General features: G+C 29.5%; 9 protein-coding genes and 1 pseudogene. 9 read left to right on the top strand and 1 reads right to left on the bottom strand.

Annotated elements, in window-relative coordinates; translation table 11 throughout:
* Positions 1-30: 30 nt before the first annotated feature.
* The 3 genes from P161_RS0105855 (at position 31) to P161_RS18120 (ending at position 7,663) form a co-directional block, all read left to right on the top strand.
* The gene (locus P161_RS0105855) at positions 31-1,692 is read left to right on the top strand and encodes a hypothetical protein (protein WP_026776104.1); all 1,662 of its coding nucleotides are present in this window, start codon (positions 31-33) and stop codon (positions 1,690-1,692) included.
* Positions 1,693-2,079: 387 nt separating this feature from the next.
* Entirely contained in the window at positions 2,080-5,067 is a 2,988-nt protein-coding gene (locus tag P161_RS0105850) for a hypothetical protein (RefSeq protein WP_026776103.1), read from the top strand.
* Positions 5,068-5,113: 46 nt separating this feature from the next.
* Positions 5,114-7,663, top strand: a complete 2,550-nt coding sequence (locus P161_RS18120; RefSeq protein WP_081816990.1) for a glycosyl hydrolase 115 family protein — start codon at positions 5,114-5,116, stop codon at positions 7,661-7,663.
* Between the two features lie 78 nt (positions 7,664-7,741).
* Here the strand turns inward: P161_RS18120 and P161_RS0105840 are convergent, their stop codons facing one another.
* The gene (locus P161_RS0105840; RefSeq protein ID WP_036841277.1) at positions 7,742-8,632 is read right to left on the bottom strand and encodes an AraC family transcriptional regulator; all 891 of its coding nucleotides are present in this window, start codon (positions 8,630-8,632) and stop codon (positions 7,742-7,744) included.
* Positions 8,633-8,999: 367 nt separating this feature from the next.
* Between P161_RS0105840 and P161_RS0105835 the strand changes: the two genes are divergently transcribed.
* The 6 genes and pseudogenes from P161_RS0105835 to P161_RS0105805 all read left to right on the top strand — a co-directional run bounded on the left by P161_RS0105835 (position 9,000) and on the right by P161_RS0105805 (position 18,764).
* Positions 9,000-10,412 (top strand): hypothetical protein, encoded by a 1,413-nt coding sequence (locus tag P161_RS0105835; protein ID WP_155810425.1) that lies wholly within the window; start codon positions 9,000-9,002, stop codon positions 10,410-10,412.
* A gap of 182 nt (positions 10,413-10,594) precedes the next feature.
* Positions 10,595-11,599 (top strand): annotated as a pseudogene (locus P161_RS19895) (glycoside hydrolase).
* A gap of 526 nt (positions 11,600-12,125) precedes the next feature.
* On the top strand, positions 12,126-13,727 hold the full coding sequence (locus tag P161_RS0105820) for a sulfatase (RefSeq protein ID WP_036841274.1): 1,602 nt from the start codon (positions 12,126-12,128) through the stop codon (positions 13,725-13,727).
* Positions 13,728-13,740: 13 nt separating this feature from the next.
* A complete protein-coding gene (locus P161_RS0105815) occupies positions 13,741-15,156 on the top strand; it encodes a sugar porter family MFS transporter (RefSeq protein WP_051605677.1) in 1,416 nt (471 codons plus the stop codon).
* Between the two features lie 7 nt (positions 15,157-15,163).
* Positions 15,164-15,919, top strand: coding sequence for an SGNH/GDSL hydrolase family protein (locus P161_RS18110; RefSeq protein ID WP_081816988.1), 756 nt, complete (start codon positions 15,164-15,166; stop codon positions 15,917-15,919).
* 7 nt (positions 15,920-15,926) lie between these two features.
* Positions 15,927-18,764 (top strand): sugar-binding domain-containing protein, encoded by a 2,838-nt coding sequence (locus P161_RS0105805; RefSeq protein WP_026776097.1) that lies wholly within the window; start codon positions 15,927-15,929, stop codon positions 18,762-18,764.
* Positions 18,765-18,766 lie beyond the last annotated feature (2 nt).

The raw sequence follows: 18,766 nt of genomic DNA, 5'->3' as shown, positions 1-18,766 counted from the left end.
AAAAGACTTATAAGTGTGTAAAAAAAGGATATGAAAAATAAAATATTTATTTTAAAAATAATACTAATAATATTCGTTTTAAATACAGTAAAATTTTATTCTCAAACTATTGAGATTAAAGCAGATTCTTACAAGCAAGAGTTTAATGGTGTTGGTACTTCAATTGGTTTGTACATATATCATCATTTTAGTATGAATTCTTCAAACCAACAAAAGGCAATGAAATTGATTAATCAAGATTTGAATATGAGCTATATTCAAGATTATATTCAATATTATCCTTCAAATGCAGCATATTATGATATTAGAGCAAACTATATAAAACAAGCGAAAATTTATCAGCCTAACAGTAAAATTGCAATGGTATACGATAATTTTCCAGATGAGTTGAGAAAAGATAAGACAGTTAATGGGCAAGTAATCCGTATTTTAGATGTAACAAGAGCCGGTATTTATGATGAATTAGCAGATTGGTATTTTCAAAGTTTAAAAGGTTTTCAAGAAAGAGGTGTAGAGGTTGATATTTTAAGTGTTTGCAACGAACCAGATTATACAAGACAACACCATTTTGGATTTGGAAACCCAAAATATGGGGTAGGTCGTATTTTGCAAGAAGCTGTTCCTAAATTAAAAGCAATTTTAGCGAATCCTGCCATAAATACTACAAATATTAAGTTGCCTTTATTTATGGCACCAAGTAATTTATCTACAGTTTCTTGTTTAGAATATGTAAAATATTATAAAAATGATTATCCATCAGCTTGGGCTCAAATAGACATTGTTGCAACACATCAATATGGAGGTGGATATGACGAAACAACTATAAAAAACATTAAGGAAGAACTTGATGGAAGAGCATTTTACCAATCAGAAATGCATGCAGACCACAACGATAACTTAAATTTAGGAACATTGATAGAAAGACCACATCGAGCGTCATTAGATTTATCTGGTCTTTTTAATATCGCAATGAATAATGGTATTGAAAGTTGGTTTTATTTCGAAAATAATTATCCGCAAGTTTATCATCCTGGAGGTTTAATTCGTGTTCCTTGGGGAGGTAAACCAACTGCATACAAACATTTTTATGCTTTTAAGCAAATCACATCCAGACAACCACTAAATACAAATGTTTTAGAACAAAGTCTTGTTAATTTAAAAAATTCTGAAGTATCCTCTTTTAGAAAAATTAATGGAGATTCTATTTATTTAAATGTTAGTAATTTTAGTTCAATGCCAAAAGAAATACCAATTGTTATTAAAAAAGCTAACAATTTGAATTACGGTATAAAGTTTTTAGAATTAATTACAACAGATCAGTCTAGAAATGCGGAAGTAACTCAATCTTTAAATTACACTAATTCAATAGGTACTTATACTTTAACCGCTCCTGCATTTAGTATCACAACAATTACTATGGCTCTGGATTCTAATTATGATTCTAATTTGTCTACATCAGAATTTGATGTACAATCAAATTTTAAAATATACAGTAGTAACGGAGAGCTAAAAATAATATCTAAAGATGGTTATGAATTGAAAGAGTTAGCTGTTTTTTCTATAATAGGCCATGAATTGGCTAAATACAAAAATGGTAATGAGTTTTCAATTGGATTACCAAAAGGTATTTATATAATTAAGATTTTAGATTCTTTAAATAAGTCTCTCATAAAAAAAGTTTATGTAGACTAATTTTTTTGTTTAATATTTTAATTTTATTATCAATAATTACAATAAAAGTAATAAATTATTATAATAAATCTATAATATAGGTCAACACATATTTAATAATTCCAAATTTATAAGAAGAATATTATTTTTTGTTTTTAGTTAAAAAGTAATCTAATCCATAGCGCATTTTGATTCAAAAATTTGAAAAAAAATTGCTAGTTCTCCTGATTTTGAGGAATCAAGAATAGTATCGAGAAAAAAAATCAAAATCAAAATTTTATTCTCAATTTAAATTTTCCTCATTTCAATTAAAAAATTTACTTGGATTTAAAGAGTATTATCATATTACATAAATACTTGATCTACTAATATATAGATGTTTGTAATTAACAGCAAAAAAAAAATCTAATGAAGAATTTTTTTATAAAGAAAAATATTACGGGTATTTTAGTTTGTGTTTTTTTGATCTTATTATGCAAAAATACGATAGCACAAACTATTTCGAAATCATTTGAGATAAGAACATTTTCAAATTCACTTAAGGCTAATGGAGAAACAGATTTCAAAGGAAAAACATCAGTTTTTAGCACAGAAGAAAGAGTCGATTTCTTAAACACGTATGCAAAGTTTGGAAAGGCATTTTGGAAAGATAAAAAACTCAATAAAAAAGTGTATCCTCTTAATGATGCACTAAAATTACTGAATACTTTAAAACCGCAACCGGTGCCAAAAGTTAGAAATAGATTGCTTAAAGATGAATGGTTATGGAAGGGTTATAAAGTAGATAAAGAAATTAATGAAAAGAAAGAATTTGGTAAATGGATTTTAACAGATAACGTAAAAACTGAAAATGAAGAGCTCCTTTTTATATATAAAGGAAAATTAATTAGAGATATCGAATCTCAAAATTGGCGCACTCAATTAAAAATGGACATTAATTTATTAGAAGCTAAAAACTTTAAAATTTCTTTAGATGGTTGTGCGGAGTTTGGAAAAGAAGCATCGGGAAAATATTATTATGTGGTAGATGGAAAAAAGAAATTCTTTACTCCTAAAACCAGTTCGGGAAAATTAACTACAATTAAATTCGATTTGGATTTTACAACAAATAGGTATAATTTTTACTTACAAGACCAATTAATTGGTGATTATTCTCTTTATTCAGATAGTAAACAAAAATCTTTTTCAAAACTTATTATTAACGGTCAAAAAGGTTTAAAAATAGACAATGTACATATTATAGGTTATCAAAGATTAACTGAAGACCCGCATTATCCTTTTAGTATCAAAACTATTTTAGATGAAGATTTTTCCGTTTCTACGCCATTAGGAAATTGGAATGAAGAAAATTTTGATGATTCAGATTGGTCAAGTCATATACTTCCTATTGTTCATGGTGGTGAACGCTTCAAAGAAGAAAATCTTTATTTAAGAAATAAATTTTTTATAGAAAATATTAATCAGTATAATGTTGCCAATCTTTACTTGGAATCAATTACTCCATCTGGTATAATTTTTATTAATGGCAAAACGGTTGAGGTTATTCGTAATGCTGGCACAAAAACTATAGATATAATAAAGTATTTAAAGACAGGAACTAATTTAATTGCCATAAAAGTTGACGCATACCATGTTGCTCCAAAAGAAATCATGACACATACTTCGACAGATCTTCATACAGGTTGGTTTGCAGGAAGAATTCATCTTGATTTATTAAAAGAAGCGTATATAAAAGATGTATTTACCTATACAAACTCAATAACAAATACAAACGCTGAACAAGTTGTTAAGGTAACCTATAGAAATTTGAAGCAAAATAGATTTAAAGGTAAACTTCGGATAAGCGTTTCCCCTTGGTTTCCAAATGAAGGAAAAATTGTGGCTTTCAAAGAAATAGTACTAAATGCTATTCCTGTTGATAAACTTAATAGTACCAAATTAATAATCGAAAATCCGTCACTCTGGACTTCTGATAATCCGCGGTTATATCTTGTAAGAGCAGAACTTATTAATGAAAAAGGAGAAATTATAGATGATTATATAACAACCACAGGAATAAGAACTATATCTCAAGATGGTGGTACTTTTCGTATCAACAATAAACCAGAATTATTAAAAGCACCTCTTTTATTCGGCAATAGAGCACCTCTTGAAAAAATAGCAAAATGGGATAAATGTCCACCTGCAGAATATTTGGTTCAAGAAATGATGATGATTAAAAAAATGAACGGAAATGGTATTCGTATGAGCGTTCATGATTCAAAAACTGGAGGTATAAATGATCCTCGTATTGCAGAAATTGCAGATCAACTTGGTTTAATGTTAATTTGGCAAACATCTTCATGGATAAGAGAAGGAAATGTTTTTAATATTGATTTTAATCGTTTTCAAGCAGATGCCAAAATTGTGAGAAATCATCCTTCTATAGTAATTTGGCAATCTGCAAATCATCCATATTCTTGGTTTGATTGGGAAGGTATTACCACAACATACCAAAAAATATATGAACCAATAATAGCAATCGATTCATCTCGTCTTATATCACCAAGTGCAGATATGAGACTAATGTATAATATTCCAAACGATGAAGGAACTAAAGATAATTTTGGCAACAATTTAGAACCACATCATATTTGGACTGCTCCTCTTATAACCAGAGGGAGTATGGATTATATGGGTGGTTATGGAGCAGAATGGACTACTTTGAGAAAATGGCCCTTTATGGAGGAAGATGAGCGACCAATGTATTATTACACAAATGAATTTCAAACCAGCTTTTTAAATAGCAAGCATAGAGCTTATTTCAATTTTGAAAACGATGAATCTATTGGGCAGCCTAACTGGAGTTTATCTAAAGGAAAACCATGGTACAATGTACCCAGTTACGAATGGGATTATGATATTGGCAGTATAGGGAGACGACTGGAATTTAACGAATGGGAAACCAGTCAAGCTTGGCAAGCATTAATTGGCTACGAAACCCTTAAAAAATTAAGAATGATGGATTATGATGGTGTAAGCTGGTGTAATTTACGAGGTGGACCAAACACAGGAACCTATCAAAAATCGTTAATAGATTATTTAGGACATGCAAAGCTTGTTTGGTATTCTCAGCAAATGGGTTTTCAAAATATAATGGCAGGAAGTAATAATGTAGATGTTGTTTATGGACCTTCGGATATGATTAATCCTATTATATTCAATATTGGCGACTCTAAAATGGTAGATTTATCTATACATTTAAAAACTTTTGATGGTAGTATTTTAGAAACTAAAGAATTTAAAAATATAAAATTAAAAGAAGGAAGAACTTTAGAAAAAGTTAAGTCTTTTCAGTTTACATCTAATCAAGAAGGGACTTTTGCTGTAGAATATATAGTTTCGGAATCTAAATAATAATTAAAAATATAGTATTAATAAATTTAAAAAAAGAATTAAAAATATGTTTAAATTTAATTGGAAAGTATTACTATCACTTCATTTTTTAATAGTTTTCTTCTTTGTTAATCAAGCATTAATGGCTCAAATAAAAGTATCAGAAGTAGCATCAAAAAATTCGTTTCAATTAGCAACATCAAAAAATGTTACTCAAATTTTAATTGACAATAAGGATGCAAAAGTTATAGAAATAGCAGCAAATTTATTGGCGGATGACATCTTTCAAATTACAGGAAAAAAACCTGAAGTAATATTTTCTGTAGCTGATATTCGTTCTGAATATATAATAATTTGTGGAACTATTGGAAAATCTGTTATTATTGATGAGTTTATTCATAAAAAAACAATAGATGTTTCATCAATAAAAAATAACTGGGAAGCGTCATTAATAACAACTGTAAATAAAACGCCATATACTATAAAAAAAGCAATTGTTGTTGCTGGAAGTGATCGGAGAGGAACTGCATACGGACTTATGGATATATCTAAAGCTATTGGTATTTCTCCTTGGATTTGGTGGGCAGATGTAAAGCCAGAAAAAAAGAAAGAATTGTATCTTACAGAAGGAACTCATATTCAAAAAAGTCCGTCTGTTAAATATCGTGGAATTTTTATTAATGATGAAGATTGGTCTCTAACTCCTTGGATTGCAAAAACTTTTGACCCTGAAACTGGAAATATAGGTCCTAAAACCTACACAAAAATATTTGAGTTAATGCTTAGACTTAAGAGTAATTACCTTTGGCCTGCAATGCACGAATGTAGTTTACCATTTAATGGATTTACTGAAAATGCACAAATTGCAGATAATTATGCAATAATTATGGGCGCTTCTCATTGCGAACCATTATTAAGAAATAATGTGACAGAATGGGCTGTAGATGGAAGAGAAAAATCTCAATGGGATTATTTTAAACATCCAGATTTGATTAAAAATTATTGGGAAAGTATTTTAAAACCTCGTGGAAAATTTGAAAATCTATACACAGTTGGTATGCGTGGAATTCACGATGGTGCTATGCCAGGAAGTAAAATTAGAAGTGAGCGTGTAGAAATGATGGAAAAAATATTTGAAGATCAGCGCACACTTATCAATAAATATTCAACTAAAAAAACGAAAGATATTCCTATGATATTTTGTCCTTACAAAGAGGTTTTGGCAGATTATGATGCAGGTATGAAAGTTCCTGAAGACATTATGATTTGTTGGGCAGAAGACAATCAAGGTTATGTAAGAAGAATGCCAGACGAAAAAGAACGTGCAAGATCTGGTGGTAACGGAATTTATTATCACATTTCTTATTGGAGCGATTATCTTTGGCAAGTTAGCATTTCGCCTCAACTTATTGCACATCAATTAGGGCGTGCTTATGATTTTGAAATAAAAAATCTTTGGGTAGTAAATGTAGGTGATATTAAGGCAGCTGAACGTGAAACACAATTTTTTATGGATTTATCTTGGGATATTAATCGTTGGCGAGATGGAAAAGCAAATCAATGGGCTATAGATTGGAGTTTAGATACTTTTGGGAAGAAATTCGGTGAAGAAATTGGTTTTATACTAAATGAATATTATCGATTGGCATGGAGAGGAAAACCAGAGCATATTGGGCATACTGTTTACAATGAAGTTGAATCTGAAAAGCGCATAAAAGATTATAATTTAATTGCTAAAAAAGCAGAAACTTTAAAAGCCAAAATACCTGAGCGCCTTAAAACTGCATATTTTCATCTTGTATATTATCCTGTAGCAGCAGTTGCAGCACATAATGAAAAAATTCTATTGGCAAGGCGAAGTGCTCTTGAAAATAAAAGAGGTTTCACTGAAAAATCAAAAAATAGTTTTGAAAAATCGAATTTAGCATTTGAAAAAATTAAAAATTTAACTGAAGAGTACAATAAATTAGAAAATGGGAAGTGGAATCATTTAATGAATTATAAACCAAGAGAATTAAAGGTGCTTAAAGAGCCAATTTCAGATTTAGGATTGGCTTCAGAGGAGTATATAAAACGAATTCCTCATGCAACAACAAAACAAGAATACAGCGATTTAATGCGAAATCCTCTCAAGATTTTGACTTTAAAAAATTCACATAAAATAATAAATAAAGATAGTAAGACGACTATTGTTGTAGAAGAAGGCTTGAGCGTTGATGGTTTTGGTGCTTATTTGATGCCACACAGAGCAGAAAGTTACAAAGATGAAAATAAAGCACCAGCATTAGAGTTTAAAATTAATTTAAAACCAGGAATTTACAAAGCTCGTGTTAAATTTCTTCCTTCAAGACCAACTTCTAAAAATGATGAAATGCGATGTGCTTTTTCTGTTAATAATGGAAAATTTATTGTCAAAAATGTTCAAGAACCAGAAGAAACATATCACAACCATCATAGTTGTACTTGGACGACTACAATTGTTTCAGAGGCATGTTTAGATGGTTATATTTCTAAAGATTATGAATTTAAAAGTAATGGTAAAACAACCATTCAGCTAAAAATGCTTGATACAGGAATGGTATTTCATCGTATAGAAATACTTGAAGTATTAAAATAAAGATAATTAGTTTGTTAGACTTTTTTTATGGTAATTTAGTCCATACGTCTGTCAGATATAACTATTTTATTAGAAAATTTATTTAAGTTGGCTTTTTTTGTAATTTCTAGGAGATTTCCCCATAAAGTTTTTAAATATTCTAGAAAAATATAAAGGATCATCAAAACCCATTTTAAAACTAATTTCTTTTACACTCAAGTCTGTATAGTTAAGATATTCACAAGCTTTTTGCGTTTTTTTTAGATTAAAAAACACCATTATAGGGTAGCCAGTGCTCGTTTTAAATTTTGTGTGTAAATAAGATTTTGAATAGTTAAATTTAGACGCAATTTGATCTAAAGTAAAACTCTTATCTAAATTTTTTAATAAAAAATTCTGAATAGAATTAACAATGTTATTATTGTTGCTTATACTTAAGTCAGACTCAAAATCATGATATATAAAGTTTTTTATAAAACTAAGACTTAGAAGGTTTGCGTACTCTAGTTGATTTTCTAAATTATTATGATCAAAAAGATTGAATATCTTACCAAATAAAGCTATTTTTTCTTTAGAAAAAGATATGTTCTTATAATTCTTAATATCAGTTGTGGCATATCTTTTATATAATTCTGCAGCTATTGTACCGTTAAAGTGAATCCAATAAATTGTCCAAGGATCAGATTCGTCTGCGCTATACTCATGTTCTATTTTTTTGGGAATAATAAAAAATTGATTTGGTTCAATTATGTGCTTTATACCGTCTAATATAATTTCTCCTTTGCCTATTGTACAATAAATTAAGATATATTGATTAGAACCTTTTTTTCTTCTTCTATAATGATTTTTTGCTTTCGGGTAATGACCTAGATCAGAGACATAAAATACTTTAGTTATTTGATTATTTTTTACAATATTAATTATAGATTTAGGTAGAGAAATCATGCTCTGACCTAAAAACCCTTCTCTTAAAGTTGTATTATCAGTCATGAATTTATTTATTTTAGAGTTCTAATTCTGTAAATATATAAAAAATAATTTAAGTATTTATATCCATGTAATAATAATTTTATAGGTTTTTTTTAATGTTTTAATTGATGATAAATCACATTTTTCCTTTATATAATTAATTTTTTTGGTGAAGAATTTTTGTTTTAACTTTTTAAATTTATACAATAATATCCATTTAATGGATTATTCTGTCTATTTATTTATAATTTTTAATTACTTACTTTGAAATAAGATTTCACCCATATTATCAACTTAATAAAAAGTAGGATTTAATTTTGTAAATCAAAATTTTATTAGGTTTTTTATATATGTAATAAACATTTTTAACTTCTTGAAAACATACTTAATGAATTATAAAAAAATAAATTCTCTCTTAATCAGTCTTTTAATGGTTTTTCTAGTTTCGTGTGGTTCTGATTATTCGAATATGCCTTCCGAAGATGAAGAAGAGGTCATAAATAATGAAGTTACTGTTAAAGCTGATATTATCTTGACAATAGATGCAAATGACGGTGTAGAAATAAATCCAGAAATATTTGGAGTAAATAACGATTGGAGACAGGTAACAGATGTGTCATTTTCTAAATTTACAAATACCTTAAATAGCATTAATTCTAAATTAATAAGATATCCAGGAGGCTGGGAGTCTGAATTTTATAATTGGGATACGAATACAACTCCAAATTGGAATAATACGCCAAGCGTTCCAGGAGCATCTGTGGAAACTTTAAAAAATAATATAAACAACTACAGCATCGTAATACCAACTGCTGAAGCAATGGATAAAACACTTGGTTCTGTACAATATAATATGGCTTTAGAAAATTTAAAAGCAACTGCAGAAAAAGCTATTACAAAGTCTACCATTGGTAATGGCATTGTTGAAATTGGAAACGAATGGTGGCTACAACACGCAGGAGGAGTTACTAGACCTCAAAAATTAGAGAAGTACACAAATATTGCAATGAATTTAGCGGAATTTATAAATAATAATTTTCCAAATAGAACTTTTAAACTATTGGTAAATGGTGATTATACAATCCCAGCAGAATTCTCGACTATGAAAAGTTTATTTACAAAGGCTTATAACCAAATAGATGGTGTTGCGCTTCATACGTATGTTGGCTATCAAAGTAGTACTCATAATATGGCAAGTTTAGAGCAAAAAATAAAAGACTGTGCTAATAATTTTAACCCGAATAAAAATTTTATTTACTTATCTGAATGGATGCCTTCTAGAGATTATAATGGACGAGCATTATACATGCAAGCAGCAAATATAATTCCAGATATCATTCAAATTTATGCAAGATCTGGCGCAAATGCTGCAGCGTATTGGCCACCTATAAATAGTTCTATACCTGGTTTAGGGATTACAAACTGGAATCATTCTTTAGTTTACCCAGTAGGGCAAATTATAGGAGAACTATCGGATTCATATAAGGGAAAATCGTTAAAAGTAACATCTAATAAGTTTCATGTTGCAGCAGCCTTAAATGATAGCGAAACAATGGTTTTGTTTATTACAGGTGGCAACGAATCTTTTGCTAAAGTAGGTATAGATATTACTGGTTTCGAAGTTGGTTCTATTAAAAGTGTAAAGCGCTTTTTACCTTCTAATTATTCAGAAACTAATAGAGCAGAACCTTATGTAGAGCAAGTCTCTGAAGCAATTTTAAACCCCAATAATCAGGTTGTGGTTTCTATTAATCAAGAATCAAAATATCAAATTTATAAGATTATTTTAAAAAAGAAGTAATTAAAGTCCATTTAATAACAACCCAAATAAAACTATTTTTCTTAATTATGAAATTAATTTCTAATAAAATTATGACTACATATTAAGCTTGTTTTTAATTCTTTTTTTATCCTGTGCTGATGGAATTGCACAAAAAATATACATCATTATAGATTTCAACAATCAATTTCAAACAATAGAAGGTGTTAGAGCGTCTGGATGCATGGTGCTGTCAATTTGCTGGGCTAAATTGGCTTAAAGTAAAAAAAGAAAAAATAGCAGAATTTTTATTTAATAAAGAAAAAGAATTTGATGAAAATGTTAATCCTAAAGAAATTGGACTTTCGTTTTGGTATTTTTATATTGGTGCAGGAACTACTGAACAAGGAAAAGATTCGCAAATTAGAAATGAATGGCGTAGAGCAAAATCTTATATAGAAGTAAATGGAAACTATGACTGGAATAAAGAAAAAGGACAATAGTGGTACTTGAAAAAAGTCAAATCTTATTAAGGTGTTAATTTTATAGCATTTTCTATATCTGCTCTAATTCATTGGACATTAAATGGAAAAGGATATAATTCAGGTTTAAAATTAGGAAAAATAAATTTATAAGTAGATAAATTTGATGAGTATGCTACTTTTAGGGTTCAGTTTTTAAAACATTTTGAAGCTAAAGGAATTAAATTTGGTTATTTAAGTCCTATAAACGAACCACAATGGGAAAAGAAAACACAAGAAAGTACTCCAACCACAAATAAAGATATTTTAGAGGTATCTACTTTAGTGAATAAACATATCGAAAAAATAATTTATTACCTAAAATTGTGGTTGCAGAAGCTGCAGATTTAAGATGGTTATATTCAACTTAAGTAAACTAAATAGATTTTTTTTAATAATAATGTAAAAATCAAAAACTTAAACAAAACAACTACTGGGCATAGCTATTTTACAAAATGGCCTGTAGATAGTTTAATTTATGTAAGACAAAAACTAAATCTAGAACTACATGAAAATCCAAATCTAGACTACTGGCAGAGCGGATTTTGTATTTTAAAGAAAAATAGTGACATTGGTGTTGGTGAAAAAAGAGATTTAGGAATGGCAACTGCATTTTATGTTGTAAGAGTAATGTATGCAGATTTGACCTTGGCAAATGCAAGTTCTTGGCACTGGTGTAAAGGTTACCTAATTCGAGGACAAAATTAAGAATATTTAATTTTGTTTTATGAGAGATAATAATCAAGATCTAACATGAATTTGGATTTAAAAGAAGAATATCAAAGTTTAATGTTCTCAACAAATTTAAACCCTAAAAAAATATAAATAGCTTCTGTAATAATCAATAATAGTGATATTAATCAGGTGCTAGATATGAAAAATTTCAATGTAAAAATGATGTATGTTACTTCAATAGTTAATAATTCAGAAGAAGCTTTTATTAATAAAAATAATAAAATACTTATAAAAGCAAAATCTATTAATACGATAATTGATTTTATGAATAAGCGCTAAAATTTAATACTATTAAATTTTGGAAATTTATCAAATAATTATTTATAGAATATATAGAAACATATATACAGTCTTTTAGTCCATTTTTTTATCCATGTTTTCTCATATTTTTGAATATATTATATTATTAGGGCAAATAATTGTTCGATAACATAAAATAAACAACAATAAACAAGTTTAATTTCAATTTCAAAATAATAGTAAAATAGAAATTTTTAGCATGAAAAATAATTATAAATACATAAAAATATTATGCACTTTTATAACAACTATTTTTTTATTTAGCTGCAAAAGTAAAGATACTACTGTAGAAAAAAAGATTATAAAACCGAACATACTTTTTATAGTTGCAGATGATTTAGGCGCACATGATTTAAGTTATGCAGGTAGTACATATTATGAAACACCAAATATAGATGCTATTGCAAATGAAGGTGTTGAGTTTACACAAGGTTACGCAGCTGCACAAGTTTGTAGTCCATCAAGAGCAAGTTTAATGACAGGACAATATACTGCAAGACATGGAGTAACTGATTGGATTGGTGCCGAAACAGGCGAGGCTTGGGGTAAAAGACAAAACACAAAAGTATTACCACCAGAATATAAACATATTATTTCTAGAGAAAATATAACTGTAGCAGAAGCTTTAAAATCAGGTGGTTATAAAACTTTTTTTGCGGGTAAATGGCACATAGGAGATGTTCCATATGGCCCAGAAAGTAATGGTTTTGACGTTAATATTGGTGGTTGGGAAGTTGGTAGCCCTAAAGGTGGTTATTATGCACCTTGGAGCAATCCAAAATTAGATTATAAATATAAAGGGGAAAATTTAACTAAAAGGTTAGCGTTAGAAACAGCCGATTTCATATCAGCAAATAAAGACGAACCATTCTTTGCATTTTTATCTTTTTATGCAGTTCATGGACCAATAGAAACAACGCAAGAGAAATGGAATAAGTACAGAAATAAGGCAGAAAAGCAAGGAATTCCAGAAAAAGGTTTCGAAATGGAGCGCATTTTACCTATAAGAACTGTACAAGATAACCCTATTTATGCAGGTTTAGTAGAGTCTATGGATGATGCTGTTGGTGTGGTTTTAAAAAGATTAAAAGAATTAGGTTTAGATGAAAATACAATAATAATTTTTACTTCAGATAATGGAGGTGTAGCAAGTGGAGACGCTTTTTCAACTACAAATTTTCCCTTAAGAGGTGGAAAAGGATACCAGTGGGAAGGTGGAATTAGAGAGCCATATTTAATAAAAGCACCAATGTTAAAAAATTCTCCAAAAGCAATCAGTTATCCAGTAACTGGAGCAGATTTTTATCCAACCTTGTTAGATTTAGCAGGAATAGCTAAAGATAAAAAGCAAATTTTAGACGGTGTTAGTTTAGTGCCTTTGTTAAAAGGAAAGTCTTTGGATGGTAGATCGTTATTTTGGCATTATCCACATTATGGAAATCAAGGAGGAGAACCTGTAAGCATCATTAGAAAAGGAGATTTTAAGTTAATTCATTATTATGAAGATGGTCGTAATGAGTTGTATAATTTAGTTGAAGACCCAAAAGAATTAAATGATTTAGTAGCTACAAATACCGAAAAAGCAAAAACTTTAAGCACAGAATTAAATGATTATTTACAAAGTGTAAACGCAAAAGTACCTACAATAAATAAAGATTACGATTCAAAAAAAGCTATAGCATTACAAAATAGAAGAAAAACAAAAATGATGCAAGATTTAGAAAATCAACGTAAAAACTTCTTAAAAAAAGATTTTAAACCAAATGCAGATTGGTATAATAGCAGTTTAACTAAAGATTGATTATTCAAAATATATGGAAATTAGCAACCAAATTAACATAGAAAATAATAAGTTTAATTTTAAGTATTTACTTTTTTTAGCCCTAGCGTCTGCCATGGGAGGTTTCCTTTTTGGATACGATTGGGTAGTAATTGGTGGTGCAAAACCATTTTACGAATTGTATTTTGATATTAGTGATTTACCAACTTTACAAGGATGGGCAATGAGTAGTGCTTTAATTGGCTGTATTTTTGGAGCCATAATTTCTGGTTTTGTTGCAGATAAATTTGGAAGAAAAATACCGTTAATATTGGCCGCTGTTCTTTTTACGTTATCGGCTTTTGGTACTGGATATGTTGATAATTTTACACCATTTATTTTTTACAGGTTATTAGGTGGGTTGGGTATTGGATTAGCTTCTACTTTATCGCCAATGTATATTGCCGAAATTGCACCTGCAAAATATAGAGGTCAGTTTGTGGCAATAAACCAGTTAACCTTAGTAATAGGTATTTTAGTTGCTCAAATTGCAAATTATTTAATTGCAGAACCTGTTATAGATGAAGCTACAATGTTAGATTCTTGGAATGGACAATCTGGATGGAGATGGATGTTTTGGGCGGAATTAATTCCTGCAGGTTTATTTTTTGGATTGATGTTTTTAGTGCCAAAAAGTCCACGTTTTTTAATGAAAATGAACGATGCAGCTGCAGCCAAAAAAGTATTAGCAAAAATAGGTGGAGAAAGTTATGCGGCACAAGAAGTAAAAAATATTGATTTAACATTAAAAGAAAGTGGAACATCTAAAATTACTTTTTCAGATTTTAAAAGTGCCAAAGTAAAACCGATTTTAATTATTGGTATCGTATTAGCTGTTTTTCAGCAATGGTGTGGTATAAACATCATATTTAATTATGCAGAAGAAATTTTTACTGCAGCAGGTTATACTGTTGGAGATATGCTTTTTAATATTGTAATTACAGGAAGTGTAAACTTAATTTTTACGATTATCGCTATGAAAACTGTAGATAGTTGGGGTAGAAGAAAATTAATGCTTTTTGGTTCTATAGGTTTAGGATTGGTTTACGCAATTTTAGGTGGCGCATATTATATGCAATATACAGGTTGGCCAGTTTTAGTATTGGTTTTAACTGCAATTGCAATTTATTCTATGTCTTTAGCACCAATAACTTGGGTGGTTTTATCAGAAATTTTTCCAAATAAAATTAGGGGTGTTGCCATGTCTATAGCAACTTTTGCACTTTGGGTAGCTTCTTTTATTTTAACATTTACTTTCCCAATTTTAAATGATGCTTTAGGTGCTTCTGGAACTTTTTGGGTATACAGTATTATTTGTGTTTTAGGTTTCTTATTCATCAAAAATAGATTGCCAGAAACCAAAGGAAAAAGTTTAGAGGAAATTGAAGCAGAATTAACAAAAGAAAAATAATTGTAGAATGGTATTTCATTTTAAAAATAGAAATTTAATTATAGCAGCCTGTTTTTTATTAAGCATAAATTTTTCATGTGCACAGCAAAAATTAAAAACTATTTCTAAAAATGAAATAACAGCCACATATTTAGATTCAATAAAAGTTAAGTTGAATAAAAAATGGCCAAATAATTCATTTGTAAACTTGGTTTTTCATGGGCATTCTGTACCAACAGGCTACACTACAAGAGGCGTAGTAGATCGTTTACAAGCTTACCCTTTTAGAACCTTAAAAAAGGTAAATGATTATTACCCATATTCTGTTGTAAACACCATTACAACTTCTATTGGAGGAGAACAATCTGAACAAGGTGCAAAAAGATTTAAAGAAGAGGTTTTAAGTTATAAACCAGATGTGCTTTTCATAGATTATGCTTTAAACGATAGAGGAATTGGTTTGGAGCGTGCAAAAATTGCCTGGGAACAAATGATTGTAGAAGCACTACAATATGGAACAAAAGTAATTTTATTAACGCCAACTCCAGATTTAAGAGAAGATACTGCTTCTAAAGAAACAAAATTGGCAAAACATAGCGCACAAATTAGAGTTTTAGCAGAAAAGTATAACGTTGGTTTAGTAGACAGTTACGCATTATTTGGAGAGTTAGCAAAAAAACAACCATTAGTTGGTTATATGTCACAAAACAATCATATCAACCAAAAAGGACATCAATTTGTAGCGGATGCTATTTTTAAATATTTTGAATCATCTATAAAGTAATTCTTAAATGAAATTTAACTCAATTATAAAATATCTTAAAACTTGTTTAATACTTGTCTTCTTTATCTCTTGTGATACAAAAACAGACAGTAGTATTGATTTGTCAGGAGATTGGAGTTTTAAAATTGATTCTTTAGATAGAGGAGTTTCAGAAAATTGGCAAAGTGTTCAATTTTCAGAAACGATACAATTACCAGGTTCTATGAATACCAATGGTAAAGGAGATGAGTTAAGTATAAACACAAAATGGACAGGTAATATTTGGGATACTGATAGTGTTTGGTACAAAGATCCAAAAATGGAAAAGTACAGACAGAAAGGAAATATTAAACTTCCCTTTTGGTTAACTCCTAACAAAAAATATACAGGAGCTGCTTGGTATCAGAAAAAAGTTACTATTCTTGAAGATTATAAAGGTCAAAAAATAAATTTACATTTAGAAAGAGTGCATTGGGAATCTACAGTTTGGGTAGATGATACAAAAATTGGTATGCAAAATAGTTTATCTACAGCGCATAATTATGATTTAAGTGATGCATTAACTGTTGGCGAACACACAATTACAATTAGGGTTGACAACAGTGTTAAAGATATTAATCCAGGAATAGATGCACATAGTATTTCAGACAATACACAAACAAATTGGAACGGAATTATTGGCGATATAAAATTAGAAGTTTCCCCAAAATTAGCAATTGGAAATGTAAAATTATATCCAAATATTGCTACCAAAAAAGTAAAAGTAGTGTTGCAAATTAAAGGTAATCTTGATTCCGAAAAAAGGGTAAGATTAGGTTTAGAGGCATTTGATAAATCTACCAAAAATGCATTAGCTGTATTAAAAAAGGATATAGAAACGAATGGGAATAAAGAAATAGTTATTGAATATGATATGGGCGAAAACCCAAAACTTTGGGATGAATTCAACCCAAATGTATATGAACTTCAAATTACATTAGAATCTAAATTTGGTATCGATACAAAGAACATCGATTTTGGGATGCGAGAATTTAAAGCAACAGGAAAAGTATTTACAATAAACGGAAGAAAAACGTTTTTAAGAGGAACTTTAGAGAGCGCAATTTTCCCATTAACGGGCTATCCTCCAACAGATATTACATCTTGGAAAGCTGTTTACAAAGTAATTAAAAGTCATGGTTTAAATCACGTCCGTTTTCATTCTTGGTGTCCACCAAAAGCGGCATTTATAGCAGCAGATGAAGTAGGAATGTATTTGCAAGCAGAAGCTGCAGGCTGGAATAAATTAGGAGATGGCAACCCAGAAGACAAATGGTTTTATAAAGAAGGAGAAGATATTATAAATGCTTACGGAAATCATCCATCGTTTGTAATGATGACGTATGGAAATGAGCCACATGGAGAAAATCATAAAGAATACTTATCAAACTACGTAAATCATTTTAAAGATTTAGATAATAGGAGATTATATACTAGTGGTGCTGGTTATCCATATTTAGATAATATGGATTTTTACAATCACAGAGGACCAAGAATACAGGGTTGGAATGAGAATTTAAAAAGTATTATCAATGCTAAAGCACCACAAACTGAATTTGATTGGAGTAAGTTTATAGACAAAACACCAATGCCTTATGTAAGTCATGAAATGGGCCAATGGTGTGTGTATCCTAATTTTGAAGAAATGTCTAAATATACAGGTGTTTTAAAACCGAAGAATTTTGAAATTTTTCAAGAAACATTGGCAGAAAATGGAATGGCAGATTTAGCGAAGCAATTTTTAATGGCTTCAGGTAAATTACAAGTTTTATGTTATAAAGCAGATATTGAAGCAGCTTTAAGGACGAAAGATATGGCTGGTTTTCAGTTGTTAGACTTACACGATTTTCCTGGTCAAGGTACTGCACTTGTAGGGGTTTTAGATGCTTTTTGGGGAGAAAAAGGTTATGTTTCTCCAGAGGAATTTAAAGCTTTTAGTGGGCAAACAGTACCTTTAGCACGTTTTGCTAAAAGGACTTTTAGTAATACGGATACTTTAAATGTAGCTATTGAAGTTGCACATTTTGGAGAAAAAATACTGAAAAACGCAACACCAAAATGGGTTTTAAAAACAGTAAACAAGGATGTTTTTGCAGAGGGAGATTTAGCAAAAAAAGATATAGAAATTGGAAACGGAATTCAATTAGGTAATATTAGTTTACCACTTTCAAAAATTGAAAAAGCACAAAGACTAACACTTTCTGTTTCTGTTGAAGAATTTACGAATACTTGGGATTTGTGGGTATATCCAACTGAAATTCCTGAAATTGAAAACGAAAATACTGTAAAAGTTGTTAATAAATTAGAGGCATCAACAATTGATTATCTCCAAAAAGGAGGCAACGTTTTATTCAATATTACGAAAGGGGATATTGCTCCAGAAAAAGGTGGCGATATTGGTATTGGTTTTTCAAGCATTTTTTGGAATACAAGTTGGACAAATGGACAGAAACCACATACGTTGGGTGTTTTAGTAGATCCAAAAAATCCTGCTTTGGCAGATTTCCCAACAGAATACCATTCTAATTGGCAATGGTGGGACGCTATGACAAACTCTAACGCCATTATTATAGATGATTTACCAAAATTAACGCCAATTGTTAGAGTTGTAGATGATTGGTTTAAAAACCGAAGATTAGCATTAGTTTTTGAAGCAAAAGTTGGTAAAGGAAAATTAATAATGTCTAGTATTGATTTACACACAAATTTAGAAAACAGGTTGGAAGCAAAACAAATGCTTTATAGTTTAAAAAAGTACATGACAACTTCTGCATTCAATCCAGAGGTAAGTTTAGAAATCAATCAAATTAAAAGTTTATTGAAATAAAA

This window comes from Polaribacter sp. Hel_I_88, assembly GCF_000687935.1.
Classification (GTDB): Bacteria; Bacteroidota; Bacteroidia; order Flavobacteriales; family Flavobacteriaceae; genus Polaribacter.
Note: the sequence above shows the minus strand (reverse complement) of the source record. Positions and strands in the feature narration are given on the sequence as shown.

Excerpts from the sequence above, each read along its gene's own strand:
- P161_RS0105855 (WP_026776104.1), top strand. The coding sequence starts at position 31 with ATGAAAAATAAAATATTTATTTTAAAAATAATACTAATAATATTCGTT.
- P161_RS0105850 (WP_026776103.1), top strand. The coding sequence starts at position 2,080 with ATGAAGAATTTTTTTATAAAGAAAAATATTACGGGTATTTTAGTTTGT.
- P161_RS18120 (WP_081816990.1), top strand. The coding sequence starts at position 5,114 with ATGTTTAAATTTAATTGGAAAGTATTACTATCACTTCATTTTTTAATA.
- P161_RS0105840 (WP_036841277.1), bottom strand. The coding sequence starts at position 8,632 with ATGACTGATAATACAACTTTAAGAGAAGGGTTTTTAGGTCAGAGCATG.
- P161_RS0105835 (WP_155810425.1), top strand. The coding sequence starts at position 9,000 with ATGAATTATAAAAAAATAAATTCTCTCTTAATCAGTCTTTTAATGGTT.
- P161_RS0105820 (WP_036841274.1), top strand. The coding sequence starts at position 12,126 with ATGAAAAATAATTATAAATACATAAAAATATTATGCACTTTTATAACA.
- P161_RS0105815 (WP_051605677.1), top strand. The coding sequence starts at position 13,741 with ATGGAAATTAGCAACCAAATTAACATAGAAAATAATAAGTTTAATTTT.
- P161_RS18110 (WP_081816988.1), top strand. The coding sequence starts at position 15,164 with ATGGTATTTCATTTTAAAAATAGAAATTTAATTATAGCAGCCTGTTTT.
- P161_RS0105805 (WP_026776097.1), top strand. The coding sequence starts at position 15,927 with ATGAAATTTAACTCAATTATAAAATATCTTAAAACTTGTTTAATACTT.